The sequence below is a fragment of the Spirosoma sp. 48-14 genome (genome assembly GCF_001898575.1).
In the GTDB taxonomy this organism is placed as follows: Bacteria; Bacteroidota; Bacteroidia; order Cytophagales; family Spirosomataceae; genus Spirosoma.
On the sequence record NZ_MKUD01000086.1, the window covers coordinates 206,060 to 220,722 of the forward strand.

General features: G+C 44.0%; 12 protein-coding genes. 4 read left to right on the forward strand and 8 right to left on the reverse strand.

All coding sequences use genetic code 11. The annotated features are described in order from the left end of the window. Positions 1–32 precede the first annotated feature (32 nt). The 3 genes from BGO59_RS34570 to BGO59_RS34580 are packed head-to-tail and all read left to right on the forward strand — an operon-like array spanning position 33 to position 3,879. The gene (locus BGO59_RS34570; RefSeq protein ID WP_293691965.1) at positions 33–2,006 is read left to right on the forward strand and encodes a hypothetical protein; all 1,974 of its coding nucleotides are present in this window, start codon (positions 33–35) and stop codon (positions 2,004–2,006) included. 14 nt (positions 2,007–2,020) lie between these two features. Beyond that, the gene (locus tag BGO59_RS34575; RefSeq protein ID WP_293691967.1) at positions 2,021–2,896 is read left to right on the forward strand and encodes a hypothetical protein; all 876 of its coding nucleotides are present in this window, start codon (positions 2,021–2,023) and stop codon (positions 2,894–2,896) included. An 11-nt stretch (positions 2,897–2,907) separates the two neighbouring features. Beyond that, positions 2,908–3,879: a hypothetical protein gene (locus BGO59_RS34580; protein WP_293691969.1), complete on the forward strand. Its 972-nt coding sequence runs from the start codon at positions 2,908–2,910 to the stop codon at positions 3,877–3,879. A gap of 521 nt (positions 3,880–4,400) precedes the next feature. Here the strand turns inward: BGO59_RS34580 and BGO59_RS34585 are convergent. Continuing rightward, positions 4,401–4,691: a helix-turn-helix domain-containing protein gene (locus BGO59_RS34585; protein WP_293691971.1), complete on the reverse strand. Its 291-nt coding sequence runs from the start codon at positions 4,689–4,691 to the stop codon at positions 4,401–4,403. Between the two features lie 41 nt (positions 4,692–4,732). Then, positions 4,733–5,041 carry a hypothetical protein gene (locus BGO59_RS34590; RefSeq protein WP_293691973.1) on the reverse strand — a complete coding sequence of 103 codons (309 nt, stop codon included), beginning with the start codon at positions 5,039–5,041 and terminating at the stop codon, positions 4,733–4,735. Positions 5,042–5,766: 725 nt separating this feature from the next. On the opposite strand from BGO59_RS34590, the gene BGO59_RS34595 reads away from it, so the two are divergent. Then, positions 5,767–6,204, forward strand: coding sequence for a hypothetical protein (locus BGO59_RS34595; protein ID WP_293691975.1), 438 nt, complete (start codon positions 5,767–5,769; stop codon positions 6,202–6,204). A gap of 694 nt (positions 6,205–6,898) precedes the next feature. On the opposite strand, the gene BGO59_RS34600 is transcribed toward BGO59_RS34595, so the two are convergent. The 6 genes from BGO59_RS34600 to BGO59_RS34625 form a co-directional block, all read right to left on the reverse strand. Next, positions 6,899–7,219, reverse strand: a complete 321-nt coding sequence (locus BGO59_RS34600) for a hypothetical protein (RefSeq protein WP_293691977.1) — start codon at positions 7,217–7,219, stop codon at positions 6,899–6,901. 693 nt (positions 7,220–7,912) lie between these two features. After that, positions 7,913–8,275: a LytTR family DNA-binding domain-containing protein gene (locus BGO59_RS34605; RefSeq protein ID WP_293691979.1), complete on the reverse strand. Its 363-nt coding sequence runs from the start codon at positions 8,273–8,275 to the stop codon at positions 7,913–7,915. 1,430 nt (positions 8,276–9,705) lie between these two features. Beyond that, positions 9,706–10,629, reverse strand: coding sequence for a T9SS type A sorting domain-containing protein (locus BGO59_RS34610; protein WP_293691981.1), 924 nt, complete (start codon positions 10,627–10,629; stop codon positions 9,706–9,708). Positions 10,630–10,720: 91 nt separating this feature from the next. Next, positions 10,721–11,971, reverse strand: coding sequence for a DUF11 domain-containing protein (locus BGO59_RS34615; RefSeq protein ID WP_293691983.1), 1,251 nt, complete (start codon positions 11,969–11,971; stop codon positions 10,721–10,723). Between the two features lie 85 nt (positions 11,972–12,056). Beyond that, the gene (locus BGO59_RS34620) at positions 12,057–14,057 is read right to left on the reverse strand and encodes an Ig-like domain-containing protein (RefSeq protein ID WP_293691985.1); all 2,001 of its coding nucleotides are present in this window, start codon (positions 14,055–14,057) and stop codon (positions 12,057–12,059) included. A 99-nt stretch (positions 14,058–14,156) separates the two neighbouring features. Beyond that, positions 14,157–14,663, reverse strand: a 507-nt coding sequence (locus BGO59_RS34625) for an SdrD B-like domain-containing protein (RefSeq protein ID WP_293691986.1), incomplete at its 5' end; no start/stop codon positions are given.

A 14,663-nucleotide genomic window follows, 5' to 3' on the forward strand; every position in this document is an offset into this window, starting at 1 on the left:
GTCAAACATATCTTCCTAAACTACAAACAACTATGCCACTTCCGGTAGCTATCCCACTTATTATTTCAGGTGTAAAAGCACTCCTCCGATTTAGAGGACAAATTGATACCGTATTGTCCATTAATGAAGCAACGACTGGATTACCATTTGCGCTGCCGCCTGTACCTAGAAATGATGCCCCTCATTTGAACGATATGCTGGCTTTTTACCAGTCAGACCAAGGGAAATTACTTCTGCAATTGAAGCCTGACTTGCAAGGTGATTTGACGTTGATTTTACCCAATCCAAATGCTACTACACCAGCGGCCAATGGTGCGCGAGGGCGCCTTTTTATAAATTATTATGAAGCGGCTGGTGTTCAACCAGACTTTCTTGGCCCCGTTCCTCCTGACTCAAAAGGGATAGCAGCTTTAAGCACGCCGGAAATGCGACTAGCTTATTATACTGTTGAGTCGCAACGCCTATCAAACAATCCAGTACTTACTCGCATATTGCTCGTTAGTGCGGACACGCTGTTAGAATTTTTGGGCGAAAATGCACAAACCTTCATCAGCAATCCTCAGACGAGTAGTGTAGTGGCAAGTTTGATCAATGAATTTGCTGGAAAGCGGAACTTTGATGATGACGGTATTGAAGTTATATTTAAATCACTGCTCGGTTCAACCATATTAGCCTTTGCTAATAATCCTGGAGAGTTAGCTAATAAACCCGCGCTCAAAGCTCTTTTTGCTGCTCTTGGCGATGTCCGTGATAATTTAGGCAATGACTTCGTCGCTAAAATAATCTCAGTTGAAGGGTTTGAAGGACTTATTGCTGCTTATGCCACAGAAGCAGCAAAAGACCCATCCTTCCTAAGCAAAGATAAAATTGCTCAGGATGTTCTTACCGCCGTGCTGACTAAGATCGGGAAGACCCTGCCGCAAATTATTGACGACCCGAAAGCCTTAATAGGTGTGCTTGAAGTAGGTATCGGAGCTGCTGCCGCTAATGTGCCTGCCATCCTGGAAGGTAAAATAAATGGCCAACCAGTATTAGCAGCAGTACTTACCGGAGTGTTTCAGGAAATTTCAACGCTCGGTCAGCAAAATAGTCTGTTTGCCAGTATTGCTAATGGTCAGGTTGTTACGGATCTATACAAACTTGTTCTACAAGCGGTTGCGGCTAATCCGCCTAAATTTACGCAGCAGGCAACAACGCAAAAATTTATCGCTGATTTAGTGAAAGGATTAGCGAATGCTCTTTCTCAGCAAGCCGTTACTAATCTGTTCTCGACCGAAACTCTTAAAGTAATTGCCTCAGAAAGCCTTACCGTTTTAGCCACAGATGCGCAGTTCCTAACTAATAACAATCAATTTGCCACTAAACTCCTTGAAGCTATTTTTAAAGCAAGCAGTAGTGCTATCGCTGACGGATTATCTAAAGATGATCTTATCGATGTAGCAACAGTAGCCGTTAAATCGGCAGCCGATAATGTTGCCCTACTAAATATAAACGCGCAATTGGCAGGTGCTATTACATCTATTGGCGATGCCGTTGCCGCCAGCGGTTTACAAAATTTAACCAACGCACAGGGCAGAAAATCGATTTTGATAAGCTCACTGCAAGCTGTGGCGGCTAATCCAGTCGTTTGGGGACAGTTGCAAAGTGGTAGTCTTGTGCAACCATTGGTACAGGCTATCCTTAAGGGGCTTGCCACTGATCCAGCGAAACTTCTTTCGGGTTCACTACTGACTGAGTCGTTCAGCCAAATCTTGCTGGCAGTTGTACGTCGTGGTCAGCAAATTGTTAGTAAAACGGTGAAAGCACCTGATATAGAGCAACTTTTGACACTTGCTTTAGCACAAGCCAATCTGGAAATTGGAAAAAGTATTGATGGTGAAAATCTACCTGATTTCCTGGAAAAAGTTGTCATCGCTTTTCTAAAGGCTCCGTTTAATCTCACGACAGCCCCAGCAACAAACTTTAAAGGCTTAGTGGACAGCGTTTTAACAGAGTTAGATAATTAAACTAACAAAAATTTATGAATCAATCGATAAACCTTTTATCTGCCAGGACAAAGACATTAAAACTTGCGGCTTTACTACTCTTGCTTTGTATTGAACTAAGTGGTTGTCGCATCTTAGCGCCTAGGGTAACGGCTATTAAGCAAATCCATGCAACTTACAGAGATGAGTTTCAATCGGCTATTCAATTATCGATAGACAAGCCGAATGATAAATCAGCGCTTCCAAAAGCAGACCCAAACAGGTTTGTCTTTACGAATACACTAAAGGAAATTCGTGATTTTCAGGCTAAATATCCTGATAATTCATCCTTGAATGCCCATCTCAATGTATTGCAGGGTATGATTTACTTACAATCTGGCGAGATGGGTATGGCTAAGTCCGTACAAACGGCTATAAGTGATCCTAATACTATAAAGTTGCTCAAATCAAAAAGGGATGGTTTCACGCGTGATCAGCTTTTTGCCCAGTCGTTTGCAGACTTAATTAAGGGTTGGAGCGAAATTCAAAATCAGATTAAGGCCGAAGCCGGACAGCAATCCAATGGAGCAAATACACAGAACTTACTTAGTGCTGCTGATAATATTGTTGCCCTCTTAGGGACTGACAAATTTAAAGATAAAGAATCGCCGGATATAGATGAAGGAGCCATTTACCTGGCTACCGTTGCGTCGACTTTTTATGTATGGGAAATCGCTATAAATTCGGGTCAACCCAAAGATGATAAATGTACAAAATATAAAAACGGTAGGGATCAGATTAAAAAGTATCTATCGGCCCAAGAATTAAAACCTTCATTAGAAGATATCACCATCCAAGGTGGACGCTATCGTTATTTAAGTTGGTATAAATTTCTTGATAAACAAGTAAGGACCCTCTGTCCAAACCCATAAACTGTGATTTTATGCGCTACTTAATTCTATTCATCCTTGCGATTGTTTTTTTTGTCGGTACACAAGTTAAAGCACAAAAGGACTCAATATCGACTAGCCTAAGAAATAATGAAAGCTTGGCTAATGATAGTTCAACCAATCAAAATACACCTAAGATCGATATCATAGGCAACGCTTTAGTCAAAAGCATTAGTGAGGACGCGTCATTAATTCAGGTAGAACGCAACGATTCTGCGTGGACATTAGCTGTAAAAACGAGTGATCTTAAAACAAGTTTAAAAAGTTTTGCTAAAAATGATAAAGTAGATATTACTTTTTCTCAGAGTAAAGGTGGAAAAGAACTTAAGACTATTTTGGTGAAAACTCAACAGAACTCAGTTTCAACAAGAATATGGACGCTGATAGGAGTGGCCTTAGGACTTTTATTTTTCTCTTGGTTATTGATTAGGCAAAGTTTATCTAAGCTCATTCTCGGCCTTGATAACCGATACAGTAATTCTAAATTTCAAATTGTAATATGGTTTTTTTTATTGATTGTTGCCTACATCGCTACGAACATACTTAGAAGTCGGGTAAGCATCGATTTTATAGGTGGAGTAAATATTCCATCTAACCTTCTAATGCTTTCCGGGTTAAGTGCATTAACATTCGCCACCGCAAAAGGTATAACAGAAAGTAAGGTGGAAGAAGCTAAGAAGGAGGGGGTTGTCGATCCTAAACCATTACCTACCACAGGACCAAAATTTCCATCTGATCTATTCACGGATGATGCTGGTAATATTGATATGGCAGATTTTCAGATGATCATTATTACCTTGTTGGCCGTAGTTACGTATATAGTGCAGGTCTTTGGCTTTCTAGCCTCCATTGAATTTCACAAAAATATTACTCTTCCAGATGTAGACACCACTATCTTGGCAACTTTTGGCCTGGGCCAAGGAGCTTATTTGGCGAAGAAGTTTGTGAGTAAAGTTGGGAGCTAAACCTAACTATATCAGTTGTTGTTTGGCTTATCATAGCCTAATTAATGGGGCAGAATGTTCAAAATCAATAATCCGTATGGATTCGCAGACTGTCTATTAAGAGACCATAATTTCAAATGCATCAAATGTAACCCCTGTGTAACCCCTCGACACACCTTGTGATGACAAGACTATAATTAATTTGTTGTTTAAAATGGTGGGCCCGGCCAGACTTGAACTGGCGACCAGACCGTTATGAGCGATCCAGCCGAGGATTAATTCCTGAACGGCTAATGAGCGTTGGAGAGCGTTTCCCAGATGGGCAATAATCCAACTACCTACCAGTGGCAATCTGTGCGAATGGATGTTGAGTAGTTTTAGAATCCATGACTAGCCATCGGTAGCCAACGTCCCCCCGATCTCTGTAAGAATAATTTTTACTGCCGTTTTCAAACACTTTGCTAATTGATGAGGCAAAGCTAACGGCCGCAATCCCTTCCGGGATAGGACAAAAATGAAGTAGTGTAGGACTTATTTAAACTTCATTCTAAAGGCTTCGGGCGAATACCCGGTTGCTTTTTGAAAAAGCGGATAAAATAGGAAGCATCTTCATAACCAAGATGCCATGCAATCTGATTGATCTGGTTAGCCGTAGCTAGCAAATATCGCTTGGCTTCCAGCAGGATGTACTCGTTGATGAGGGTGGAACCCGTTTTGTCCAGCGTTACTTTGGCGAAAGCATTCAACGGGTAGACGGACAGATGAAGCTGGTGGGTGTACCAATTCAGCTGCTTCTGATCAGCAAAGTGATTGGCAATCAAGTCCTGAAACACTTACAACTGTTGTTGGCTATACATACTGGCACTATCTGAATTTATCGATGCGCTTTTTTGTTGACGTAGTAAGTCAATAAATAGCAAGTGAAGGGGAGTTGAACGGCCTGTTCGTAGTAAGGTCGTTTTTCGGAAATCTCTTGGACGATGGCCTCCAGGAAAGTACATATCCGGTCAACATGTTCTTCGCCGGTCTGGTCAACATTCGTTCTACTGACGTTCTTCAGGGTTTGCATAGCCAGCTTGTCGGTATGCACATAAAACTCATCAAAGATCTGGACTAGAAAGCCTTTTGAATCTTTGGCTACTGTTAACTCATGTACCTGGACGGATGATGAAAATGGTACCATCTACGATCGGATGGGAGGTGAAATCGAGGTATGCCTACCCGATCCTTTTTCAATGACCAAGATGAAATAGAAACTATGCCGGTGCAAGGGCTGAACCATATCTTCTCCAGCCAGTAGGTCCTCCAAGCTGCGGATAATAATAGGGGCTGAGGCCGCTGAATTACTTGTATTGGTGTGTCCTTGTCGTACCGGTGTCGTATCCATGATGAAAATACAGATGACACTTGTAAAGATACTTTATTCACTATTGGTTAAACAGCGACTCAGTTTAGCACTTAGTCCGTACTAATCGTTTACAAAGAATCTCCGATTTCTAGCAAGCTAATGCATCATCACAAAAGGCTCCCAAAACTGAGACAACGAACACTTTCTTGATCCGCTTCAAAATATAGGCGTTTAATGCGGCATGGGATACCTTTCGTACTATTCTTCTTAAAGTACGAAACAGCACATGACTATCTGACAACCTAATTTTCTAATTGTAGAAGTCTGCTAATCCCACCTATTCATGGCTTTTTCAATAAGAAAAATTTGACGGGCATAGATACTGGATTAAACCCAACATGCTTACTGTTGTCTATTGTAATGATATTCAGCCGGTCGTTCCGAACAAGAAGCTGTTTTGGTATCATTCTAGAGGGCTTATACCAGGTAGTCCTTCTAAACTTGTATAACTTAATCGATAACCATGCATGGGGCGAATACGCCATACAGCATCCCATGGAATGAAGAAAACAGAGCCTCCTTCAACTGACCAGACGCTGGTCTATTACCGAGAATTGCCCGCGCAATTCACCAGTTGGAACCAGTTCTATGATGAGTTAATCCGCCTAGGGTTACTTGAGCCTGACACCCCTTTCATTCGCATCAAGGTCTTTCGGGCAGCGGATACCCTGAAGGATGGGGATAGTCTTTCCGTGAATCTAATCTTTGAGCGTCAACATATTGAGCGGATGTGTCTGGATGAATTGCTTCAACAACGGACAACCCAAGCCAGCCACTTATTGACCAGTCAGCAGGTAACGCACATGATTGATCTAGTCAGTAACCAAGCCTCTAAATTAGCGGATTGGGATTTATTGCTCAAACTCAAGGAGCTTTTAGCCCATCAGCAGCATCAGGAAAAGAATCGAAGCAACATTCGTATGGCATCAGGGGAGTAAACGATCTAGTGATCACTGAATGTATGGCTAGGCCATCACAAGAGTGGGTTCCTCCACTTCTGAATTACTATAGATTCGTTTTATAGATTCGGACGGGTTATTATCTAGTAAAGATCGCTAGGCGTTTCATCATCGCCACTAAATCTACAAGGCGAAAAAATGATTTTTCATGACAACGAGTGCTAAGTTATTTCTCAAACTACTTCTGTATTCCCTGGGTGGAGCAACTATTTCGGGAATACTAGGTAGTTTGTTAAGCGAGCGCAAGCTAACCGGGGCAAACCTTTTTAGTTGGATTGCTGTTTACTGCGGAATTATCGCATTCATCACGTTTCTCGCTTTTCTAGCTTCATTTGTTATTAGCTCCATTCGGGGGCCTAGCAGCGAGTTGATTAAGCCATTACCCGAGTCCAGCGCAACCCGTAAGAAAACGGGACGCTCAACTACACAGAGAGGTAAAGGTTGAGTATGATAGCCTTTCTTTACCTGCTGAGTTGCTAGTGGAATAGAAATAGTCCCAATCAGAATTGGCTACTGTAAATACAGATAGCAACCGCAAGTATCAGCACTCTTTTAAAAGATGTATCATTCGACCTAAAAAACGCAGCCACATTTACGTAGCTGCGTTTTAACCTAACTCTGCCAAATAGCAGTTACTCAATAAATACTAACACCTCGTTAAACGGACTTCTTTCTAATCGACTCCATCGCCCTTTTTCTTTTTATCCTTAGCGACGGCCTTGAGTTCTTTGGCATCGCTTTTCAGTTCTTTCTTTTCAGCATGTTTTAATTTACGATCCGCTTTGGCATTGCGTGTTTTAGAGTCCGAAATCCCGGCAATCTCCACTCCTTTACCCGTAGCGGCATTCGACTTCAGTTCCTGCGCTTTGGCTACTTTCTTATCCGCTTTCTGGTCTTTTTTCTCTGCCTTAGCTTCTTGAACAGCCTGGCCAAACGTGCTTTGAGTGAGGCTTAACATGGCTACCACGGACGCCCCCAAAATGATCTTATGCATAACGTGTTTAGTTTTAGTGAAAGGTATTCTTACCATTTAGTTTAATTAATTGTACTTAACTTGAATGAGTGTTTTTTTGTTTTTGGGTACACTAAATTTAATTTTTGATTAAACTAAAAATTACTCTATCGGTGTACGCCCTATTAAGCCCAATCAAATTATCTTGCAAATATCCTGAATACCCGCAAACGATGCTCGGAACAAATTGGATGTACGACTTGTGCCGAATAGGACAGAGAAAGTTGGCGCTGAAGATTTTTCAGCGCCAACGAGTGAGTGAATGATGAACTAAAAATTAAATAGTAGCTAAGCTTGCTAGTTAAATCGGTGTGGACGAGTTCGAAGTGTCGAGCCTGCCTGACTTTGTAATCTGGCACGTGTGGAAGTGTGAAGCAACTTAGTAAACAGGCTAGAAGCTTTAGGCAGCGTCGAAGTACTAGTTTGATAAGACGTTTGAATGTTTTTAAATCTAGATTGAATGAACCGAAAAGCGACATAGCAATAAGCCACAATCACCACCGATTCCACAAGCGTATCGAATGGATTGTATTCATAGCGCCCCAACTTTACATCCTGGAATAAGTCCAACAGTAGCCAACAATAGCCAACAAAGCCTAGTAGGATAGCCAGGATAATACTCATCAAAAACAAGGATTGTCTCATAGTCGAATGGTTTAGTGGTGTACTCGTGAATTAGCACAAGTTGGTTCGATGGTGCTTTAACTTAATTAGTACTGCATCAATGCGACGGCGGGAGACTTTGACAGTATGTTTATTTGGTAGGCTTACTTCTAATGTAGTTGAGTTGTAAGCACTGTATTTTTGGACAAAACTGGGATTAATTAGTTCAGACTTATGTACCCGGACAAACTCGGGGATCATATCTTCAAACCATTTGAGGTTTTTGGCGATCAACATTGGTCTAACCCCAGCGGTGAGATGAAGCCAAGTGTAGTTACTGTCCCCCTGTAAGCGTATAATCGAGTTTAACAAGACGGGTATTTCAAGTCCGGGAACTTTAATGGATCTGGTGGTAATGCCAATAGCAGGAATCATAAGAATGGGATTAATACCAAAAGTTGAGGAAGTAACAGACGTAGCCTAGCCTATTCACTCAGCGAACTAAATCGATGGCTCATGGCATAACATTGAGAAACCCAGTTATATAAAGATTCGTTGGGCTGATTAGATTAAATGGGATCAATGTTGAACCCTATCGATCCAATTAACAGCCTATAAACAGGGAATCATCAACCGGCCGGCCCTAGGGAGCCGGAACGAGCATACATCAAGAAGAAAGGGAGCGGCCTATAGTCGCCAGACCGCATGGAGCACTTGGAACTGCCGACGTTTAAGGTGTCGATGGATGAGAAAAGCCAGAAATGGTAACGAGAGAACTAAAAATCCGTCAACTAGACAGACGATTTTCAGTTGATAATACGTGCTAGCTGGGTAAGCAGGAAGAACTTGTCGATAGTCAATAGCTGTTGGGCTGGGTGATTGAACCGGTTGGCTATGTACATAGGTATCATACTCATCGCCAAAATCATCACCCCTATCGCCCAAGTCAACTTCCAGGGCTGCACACGAGAAAAGTAGGCTTATCCAGAAGACTGTTAGTAGGCGAGTCCAGCTCACTGTCACAAGCACCCGCTCGATAGAGCTATGCAGAACGATAAGACTATTCAACGACTTAGTAACTGATAATCGGGATGGTTGATGAATTGATTGGCTAACAAATAGAAATTCCAATAATAGGTTAAAGGCTATTACCGGAAGAGGTTTCTTTTTGGCCGATGTATCAGCAATACATACCTGTTGCATATGAATAGGCAATCAATGAACTTTTAAAGGAGGAGGGCTAGCTGGATAGATAGTAGGTCGACAAAAGACCTGCCAATTTGCTTAAGTCGTATAATTCTTTTGGAGGTTTCTGCATAATAACACATGAAACAATCAACTTATTGACCGTTTTTTGCTCATCAAGGCCTATTTTTTATTTCGCAACATGCCTCCATCGTTAAAAACCTTATTTGACAAGCTTATCCTATCTTGAGGAATAAACTCTACAGAATTGGGGAAGTACGTAGTCAGAGCGAAAAATAAGTTATTTCAACTCAGTCTAGATTAACGATTGCTCCTATACGTCTCCATAAGCGTTTGGCTCAACAAGTAAAGGATACAATTTCGAGCTATTTCAGTAAACTCTAACTACATCCTATTGACTGTATGAGTGTCAGCATATCAGAGGATGTATCTAGAGGAATTTTGCAAAGAACGATCAACCTAGTTAAGTTACTTGTTGACTGTTGAGGAGTTAGAGCGACTGATGGGAGTGCTCGCTGAACTGTGTCAGATGCCATAGAAAAGCCCTGTCGGAACAGGGCTTTTCTATGGCTTTCAGTCAAATGTGCTCCTTTGCTAATGCTTGAATGGTGGCATTAAGGGTAATGAACTTGATGGAGCAGTACCTGCTCCACAAATGGCTAATGTTTAACAAATCTGTTTACAAATATCTTATTATCTAGTCGGGTTTTAATTAGATAAGACCCAGTAGAAAGCTCCGGGACATGGATGGATAGGGTATTTATGCCAGCATCCACTATGAAACTTTCGGTTCGTTGCTGCGCACCATTTAAATCCAGTATCAGAACCGTAACCGGATTAAATGACCGTAAAGAAAAAACTTTCAAGTTGATTTCGCCCTGACTTGGGTTTGGGTAGACAAGAAAAGGAAGCTCACCGTCTGATAGTAAAACATCACCAGTCATATTCGCTGACGTAGTATGCTGTATTTGCTTCATCATGTCTATGATCCTGGTGTTACTGTGAAATTGCTCTAAGGGACGAGCTGCCGAGTGAGCCGATTGACCGGAACGGGAATAAAAACTACAGCTTACATTGAGCGAAAGTAGCTTATCTGATAGACTAACAAATGCATCCTGGTTAGAAAGCACCTGCACTTGTGTGAGATCGCCACCGGTTCCTTTAAATGTAAATAAGGGAGTAGGTTCGCCCGATTTAAACGATCCATAATTCGTTTCCATGGGCGTTTTCCCAACTATAAAATAAGCGAATGATGGATCTGCCCCTGCTTGACGAAAAATAGGCTCCGTGCCTATTTTTCGAGGTTGTTTGTCCCAGGTTCCTACTTTATCTTTTAGTTCACTCAAGACAAAATCACGCGGTGTTTTTAGGGTAACCTGGGCAGTTACCCCGTACTCACTGGTTTCGGGATTATTCAGATTCGGCGTGTCATATTGAGGCACAATCCAGGCTGTAAACTGTTGTAGCGCAGCATCATAGGTTACCATATATTGTACGGTATTCATCGACAGCGACTGGCCAATAGCTGGTCTAATACCTAGAAGGCTCCATCCGATCAAGAAACTAATCAGTAGTCTTTTCATACGAATCGTAATCAATAGCAATAGTTATTAAAACCGTTAAAATTTTCAGGAAAGTAATAAGCCTTTAGCTCTCTACAGTTGCTGGTGACGCTTATCTTCGTCCTCTTATTTTTGTAATTACCAGAGGCAGACAGACATTGGGCTTACAGCAATTCCCTGGTATCACGACAACTGGACAGCAACCCGTTATTGGGCAGTTGTTATTAGCCACCTGTACTGTGTAGGTACCTGTCTGTGTGATCAACAATGAATTACTGGTGGCATCAGGGATCAATTGATTATCACGGAACCATTGTATTCCTTGTGAGGCTACTGGAATGCTCAGGTTCAGTTTATCGTCCTGACATAAAGCAATTGGGACGGATACGCAGGCAGAGGCTGAATTATTATCAGGATTAGGATCGAATTGATCCAGGTGCGTAACGCTCGCCCGGTTATAGGCCACGCCTTCGGCCGTTAGTCGCACACTCATAACGAGCGTGGCACTACTGGTAGCCGCCAGGCTACCAATGGTCCATTGGCCTGTAGCGGCATCATAACTACCCTGACTGGCAGTAGCACTCACATATTGAGTTCCAGTCGGAATTGTATCTGAGACGGTTAGACCTGTCCCTGTGCTGGGTCCAAGATTGGTGGCAACAATCGTAAACTGTACTACTTCGCCGACAGCGGAAGTCTGACTGGTTGGTTTATTGACTGTTTTCTGTACTTTAATATCGGCCACAGGACGGCAGTCAGCAGGGGCACCGGTGATATTGACAAACTGCTCTAGAGGTACTACGTTCCCGCCAGCTGCCTGGCCAGACCGGGAATAAAAGCTATTGGCGACATTAAGTGACTGCTGGCTGGCAGCTGTAATAAACGGATCAGCAGGTGGCAAAGGAGTCACTGCGCCAAAGCAACCTCCGCCCTGAAATGTAAACAACGCTACAGCTACACCCGATTTGAAAGAACCATAGTTGGTCTCCGTCGAACTTTTGCCAATGACAAAATAATTATAGGCCGGATCTAAACCTGACCACGATTGTCCTGATGCACCAGGTCCCAGTCGTAAAGGATTTTTCTCCCAATTTCCATGAACATCCTGGACGTTTGTGACCGTAAATGAGGCTGGCACTTTAAGCGTGAACTGGGCCGTACCGCCAAATTCTGTCGAAGCTGTATTATTGATCGGAGCCGTTACGTTCGGAACATTATAAAGTGGAACAACCCAGGCCGTGTAGCGGTCTGTGCCACTGTCATAAGTCACCTTATAGTTTACCGTATTGGCCGATACCTGCCCCCAGCTCACCTGGGCTGATAGTAGCAGAAGTAATAAGATTAGTTGTGCAAAACGCTTCATGTTGCCGAAGTTTAAATGTCTGTATGATTTTTGATTGGAGAGCTATTTACAAGCTCTCCAATCCGTTCGAGGTAAGCAATCCTGCTTAAGGCCGTTGCTCACGGATCTTAAAGAAGGGTACAACCAGCTGATTTCCAGGGTGATTTTTTATGACGTTCTGATAAATAAATTCAACATCATTCTTCGTTCCCTGGAAAATGACTTTGCCATCCAAATTGATGTCACCATGGAGGTAGCCTTTCCGAATCGTATAGGGTGTCACTAAAAAGCCAGGGGGATTAATGACTTGCTGATAAATGACATTGACGTCATTATCATTTCCCTGATAAATCACGTAGTCGTAGGGTGCACTCTGGTTGCCATCGTTGAACGCATTACCAGCCCACATTGCTACCCCCTGATCGACAATTACCTGGGCCTGATCGACAGTTACCTGGGAGTAACTGGTGGTTCCGGTAAAGGTGTAGGTAGGTGTTGAGGGCCGTCTGAAATCAACCGTAGTGGTAGTGGAACTCAACGGAATGGCCGTCCGACTCATTACGCCCAGGTGGTTGCGGTGGCGCACCGCTACTTGATAGTTACCTGGTGAAGCGGAAGCAAAGGTAATAGGCGATACGCCATCCACATCAACAATATCGCCATCACGCTGGAGGAGTGCTGCCCGGCTGTCAATCACCGTCGAGAAGCTGGCTGGGCTTCGCAGTTCCACAAATACCCAATCCACGATGGCGTTGACCCCAGTTGTCGCCAACACTGCTGATGAGGTGCTTCCCACTGTGGTAATTGGCGACCAGGCTGAATAAGGGCTTGATATAGGTACGTAGCCCTGCGAACGAAGATCATCCCGCATCAGAGTGTCCGGCGCATAGACACCAATCAATGCTCCCTGGAGGTATACTTTTGGCAAAAGCGAAAGGGCACCAGGGGGCTGAACTCTAATGGTAACCGTGGTGCTGCTACACTTGGTGGGGTCAACCTTGTCACAGATCGTGTAGGTGAAACTATCCGTACCCGTGAAGCCGGGGGCCGGGGTGTACACCAGACACCCATTGGCACCCGCCGTGACGGTCCCGTTAGCAGGCTGACCGGCCACCGGTGTGGTGACGTTGGTCAGCCTGGCCGGATTACCCAGTTTATCGGTGTCGTTAGCCAGCACACAGACCGTCACCGGGGTGTTGAAAGGCGTCGTCTGGTTGTCTGGATTGGCTGTCGGTGCCTTGCTGTTGACCACGATGGTGACCGTGGTGCTGCTGCACTTGGTGGGGTCCACCTTGTCACAGATCGTATACGTAAAGCTGTCCGTACCCGTGAAGCCAGGGGCCGGGGTGTACACCAGACAGCCGTTGGCACCTGCCGTCACCGTACCGTTGGCAGGCTGACCGGCCACCGGTACGGTTACGTTGGTCAGACTGGCGGGGTTGCCCAGCTTGTCGGTATCGTTAGCCAGCACACAGACTGTCACCGGGGTGTTGAACGGGGTGGTCTGGTTATCTGAATTAGCTACAGGTGGGACATTACAAATAACAAACCCCATTGGAGCTGATATGTCTTTACAAATGCCCGTTATAGCCCCGACTTTAGAGCCAACAACGGCCCCTTGAATTGTACCACTGTAATTAATCGCATAGACGTTGTAAACGCCATCCTGAAGGGCCGAAAAACTGGGAACCGACGAAACAGCTAGAATAACGCCTTTGCCATCTGTTAACAGATACTCTTGAGTCAGAGAAGCGTTTTGGTTGGTTACCTGTACTGTGATCGTACTGTTTTTTATATTATCACAGTCGCAAACGCCGATGGGTAGTGGCTCTGATAAAGAGACACATGTACCCCCAATTGAGCTGATTGGGTTGCCTACGTTTAAATCCGGGGCAGAACCACTGTTATCTCTGTTAATCGAATAAGCCAGATATTGGCCAGCAGCAACTCCTGTAAAAGGAAAGGCGTTCGTGACATAGGCAATCGTATTGGTTGATGCATTCACCAGTACATACGCTGTCGCAAATCCTGCATCTGTATTGTTGCCTGTAATTGATAAGCTGATCGGCGTTCCTACTTTATAATCACAACCCGATTGAGCTTCCACAAAATGGGTTGAAAAAAGTATGATGACTATCAGGGACACAATACTCCACCCCGGCGAAAAATTTATCCTAAATCGCATGTCTTTCTGGTTTTGGGGAGGTTACTTACTTAAAACGCCCGCGTTGGCTTCGCAACTTGACTTCAGACCGAAGTTCTGGTCAGTTACAGCACTAGTGATAACCGTTACCGATGAGATTGTGGTTGGCGTTGTATTCACCAGTAAGGAAGGTATAGTTGGCGTAACATCCGTTAATGTTCCATTGTCATCCAACACCAGGCAATAATCCCCTGGGTAGACAGTCTGGAAACTATACGCCCCCGTCGTTTGATCGGCAGCCACCGCCTGAGTTGCCGTTGTGCCACAGGTTGAGCCCGAACGAGGTACTAGTTTGACAAACAGAGGAACGCCGGTGCCTGCTTCTCCACTTCCTTTGAGGCCATTGCTGTTTAGATCGTTGAAGACATAGCCTGAAACTATCTGAGGAGGCCCTGCTGTGACGGTAATGCCCACCGTAGCGGTAGCACACAAAGGGGTGGGTGACGTTAGATCACACACCTGATAAGTGAACGAATCCGATCCCAGGTAGTTGGTGTTGGGCGTGTAGGT

Bases quoted from the DNA above. Each gene is read 5' to 3' on its own strand.
- BGO59_RS34610 (WP_293691981.1), bottom strand. From the start codon at position 10,629: ATGAAAAGACTACTGATTAGTTTCTTGATCGGATGGAGCCTTCTAGGT.
- BGO59_RS34575 (WP_293691967.1), top strand. From the start codon at position 2,021: ATGAATCAATCGATAAACCTTTTATCTGCCAGGACAAAGACATTAAAA.
- BGO59_RS34615 (WP_293691983.1), bottom strand. From the start codon at position 11,971: ATGAAGCGTTTTGCACAACTAATCTTATTACTTCTGCTACTATCAGCC.
- BGO59_RS34580 (WP_293691969.1), top strand. From the start codon at position 2,908: ATGCGCTACTTAATTCTATTCATCCTTGCGATTGTTTTTTTTGTCGGT.
- BGO59_RS34600 (WP_293691977.1), bottom strand. From the start codon at position 7,219: ATGCATAAGATCATTTTGGGGGCGTCCGTGGTAGCCATGTTAAGCCTC.
- BGO59_RS34605 (WP_293691979.1), bottom strand. From the start codon at position 8,275: ATGATTCCTGCTATTGGCATTACCACCAGATCCATTAAAGTTCCCGGA.
- BGO59_RS34570 (WP_293691965.1), top strand. From the start codon at position 33: ATGCCACTTCCGGTAGCTATCCCACTTATTATTTCAGGTGTAAAAGCA.
- BGO59_RS34590 (WP_293691973.1), bottom strand. From the start codon at position 5,041: ATGGTACCATTTTCATCATCCGTCCAGGTACATGAGTTAACAGTAGCC.
- BGO59_RS34595 (WP_293691975.1), top strand. From the start codon at position 5,767: ATGAAGAAAACAGAGCCTCCTTCAACTGACCAGACGCTGGTCTATTAC.